Below are 3,079 nucleotides of genomic sequence, written 5' to 3'. Positions count from 1 at the left end.
CGGTGACGGCTGGTGTTTTGGTCGACTTCAGACGATACCGCCGGTCTCCCGCTGCCGCCACCTCCGCAGGAGCCGCCGGCCCTGGTCCAGCCCACCCGTGCACAGCGCCCGGCCTCAGGCAAAAATGGCCAAAGTCGAGTGAATGATGCGCAACGGATCATCATGCAGGGAAAACAGGGTCTCCAGCGAACCATAGATTTCCCTGGTTGCTCTTGAGTCTGAGATTTCATCCGACCAAGCGGATTCTAAGATCAGTATTTTCTCATATGCCATCCGCGATTCTCCATTAACTGAGCCTAACGTGAAGGCTAAAGCGGCGCGCGCCCTTGATGAGCTTGCAAATTAGCACGACGCCCGTGGCGCGCGCTCGCTCTTGAGCCCAAAGTTAGGCCATTCTTTGTCTTCTTTACTGCCGGGACAGGGGATTCAGTGGGCAACCGTAGTCTGCCCCCTATTACCCGCCTATTACCGCCGACAAGCGTCGCTAACGGCTTCATCCATGCTTTGATAAAATTTTGAAGAACCGTTCATGAATTGATGAGTAACTTTACTTTCATTAACTATAATTATTTTTCCGTTATCACATGTTACATAATGAATAAGGATGTCGCCGCCAGAATTGCTTTGTATTTCTGTGTTCCCAATAGTCCAGGCCAGTGTGTGGGCAGACGCACCGGTGAGGAGTGCAATTCCAGCTATTTTCATCAGATGTTTTTTCATTTCAATTCTCCACGCTCTGTTGCATAAATATGTAAACGCCGGACGTACCAAGCGCCTAACGTGTTCTAGCTTGGCACGGGCCGGCGAAACGCTTGCCCGCCACGGGCCACTAAGATTCTAGACTGAATCCGGCCGACCGCCCAAGCACCCCACCCGCGCCCTGCCGTGGATCCCCCAGCAGATCGGTGTCGCACATCGGCTGCCGGTCAAGGCACAGCCCATCACTGTTTAATGTGTACTTTCCGCGTCTCGCCGCTGTTTTGCAAGGGGAGGTTTTGTGACCTGGATCACGGTTTCCGCACGTACCGGAGACGAAACGCTAGGTTCCAGGCAAACCTCCGCCGGGCGCTTGCCATCCGACTCTGCGGACAAGACTTTGGGTACTCGATTGGCACGGGTCGCTTGTGCGCTAGGCTGGCGCGGGCCGCTCGTGACCTAGACTGAAACGGGCCACGACCGAACTTGACTGAATTCCGTCCAAGACTCCCCGACCGCCACATGATGTCCACCATCCCCAACCCCCGCCGCGAGGACGGCTCCCCCTCCAACTGGGACCGGTATCGGGATTTCCTGGCGCACCGCGGCGTATCGGAGCGGATGCGCCCGTGGTATGTCCGCCGCGTTGAAGGGGTCCTGAAGGCGCGGCGTCCCGTGTCGCTGTGAGAGACCTCTTCAAGTCGCCGCTGGCCGGAACGATGAGCAAGAGGCCGGCGTCGCTGGAGGATGCGGGTGTCGCCGGCGCAGCGACACCCCGCGCGATGGCTCAAGCCAACCACGAGGCGCACGCTTGACCGACCGATCCCGGCCCGCAATCGACGGGTGGAACGGGCGCCTGTAATCTGTATGATCGCGGGTTCCGCCATCCACCATCCGCCTTCAGGCGTCCGGGATGGCATCGTATAAGTATATGCTAAAACAGTTTTTCCGCGCAGGCGGGAAGGGGGGACGATGCAGATCACCGGGATGCTTTGGGGGGCGAAGCTCCTTGAGTATGTGGGCTATCCGACCGCGGAGGTGCTGGGTCCGGACGCGACCGGCGCGCAGGTCAAGGACCTGATCGACCGCTGGGGCAGCGTGCTGATCAAGCCCATTTTTAAGGGCGGCATCGGCAAAAAGGGCAAGTCCGGGTTGATTGGGCGGGCGACCGACCTGGCCACTGCCATGCGCGAGAAGGAGCGGTTGTTCTTCGTCGAGCACCGGGTCGGCAATCAAGTGGCCAAGGCCGAGGGTGTCACCTTCGAGGGTGCTGTCCCGGCCGAGCATGAGATCTATGTGTCGATTCGGGACGCGACCCGCTACCGTGCCCCGACGCTGACCATCACCCACCACGGCGGCGTCAACATCGAAGATCTGGCGCCCGACCAGATCGCGACCATCCCCTTCGACGCCCTCACCGGCTTTAAGGGGTTCATCGTCGCCAATGCACTGGACAGCATCGACGCACCGCACGAGATCATCAGCCCGCTGGTGCAGAACCTGCCGAAGCTGTGGGACCTCTTCAGTAACTACGGCATGAGTATGCTGGAGCTGAATCCGATCCGCATGATGCCGAAGGGCCAGGGGCGCTTGGTCCCGGTCACCTGTGACTTCAAATGCGCCTTCGACGGCGACGACCCGGCCTGGCATCGGCTGAATCTGCCCGCCAACCTGGAATCCGCGAGCTACTCGGCCTTCGAGATTGAAGTCAACGCGCTGCGGACCTACCAGGGCCAGTCGGACGTGTTCGTGATCAACGACCAGGGCACCATCGCGGCCATGACCTTCGGTGGCGGTGCCAACGCGCTGGTCACCGAGCTGCTGGGCGACGCCGGCAGCATCTCCTCGGACTTCGGCGGCAACCCGCCCTACGAGAAGATGTACGACATCAGCCGCATCGTTTACAAGCACTGGCTCGAGCAGAGCAACGTGCTGTTCATTATCGGCGGCAAGGCCAACAACACGGACATCTACACCACCTTCCGGGCCATGGCCGATGCCTTGCGGGACTATTTCAACACCCAGGGCCGCCGGCCACTGTTCGTTGTCGTCGGCCGCGGCGGACCGAACCTGATCCGCGGCATGGCGTATCTCAGGGACACCCTCGACGGGCTCGGGCTGCCGTATCGGATGTTCGGCCACGACTCGGCCATGAGCGGCGTGGTCAATTACGCCCGCGACATCGACGCCTGGATGCGCAATGGCGGCCGTGCCGAGATCGCTCGCCATATGGGCCTCTCAAGTATCGAGACTTTATTAATTATGCGGACAAACTGCTGGCATAAATTGTATGCGGCAAAAGAAAGAACGACTGGATTCGCTTGATGTCGCTTTTTAGCGATTTCAAGGCAGAATTTAGTCTGTTTTTGAGATCATCACGGGT

The 3,079-nt window shown here is 59.4% G+C and carries 4 protein-coding genes; 2 read left to right on the top strand and 2 right to left on the bottom strand.

Annotated elements, in window-relative coordinates; genetic code table 11:
* Positions 1–114: 114 nt before the first annotated feature.
* Entirely contained in the window at positions 115–273 is a 159-nt protein-coding gene (locus QZY03_RS30415) for a hypothetical protein (RefSeq protein ID WP_295587883.1), read from the bottom strand.
* 192 nt (positions 274–465) lie between these two features.
* On the bottom strand, positions 466–720 hold the full coding sequence (locus tag QZY03_RS30410; RefSeq protein WP_295587881.1) for a hypothetical protein: 255 nt from the start codon (positions 718–720) through the stop codon (positions 466–468).
* A 498-nt stretch (positions 721–1,218) separates the two neighbouring features.
* On the opposite strand from QZY03_RS30410, the gene QZY03_RS30405 reads away from it, so the two are divergent.
* Both QZY03_RS30405 and QZY03_RS30400 read left to right on the top strand, forming a co-directional pair.
* A complete protein-coding gene (locus tag QZY03_RS30405; RefSeq protein ID WP_295587880.1) occupies positions 1,219–1,383 on the top strand; it encodes a hypothetical protein in 165 nt (54 codons plus the stop codon).
* Between the two features lie 285 nt (positions 1,384–1,668).
* On the top strand, positions 1,669–3,021 hold the full coding sequence (locus QZY03_RS30400) for an ATP citrate lyase citrate-binding domain-containing protein (protein ID WP_295587878.1): 1,353 nt from the start codon (positions 1,669–1,671) through the stop codon (positions 3,019–3,021).
* Positions 3,022–3,079: the final 58 nt, after the last annotated feature.

This window comes from uncultured Lamprocystis sp., from assembly GCF_903933125.1.
Taxonomy (GTDB): Bacteria; Pseudomonadota; Gammaproteobacteria; order Chromatiales; family Chromatiaceae; genus Thiodictyon.
The sequence above is the reverse complement of the archived record's forward strand: the minus strand, read 5'-3'. Positions and strand labels throughout refer to the sequence as shown.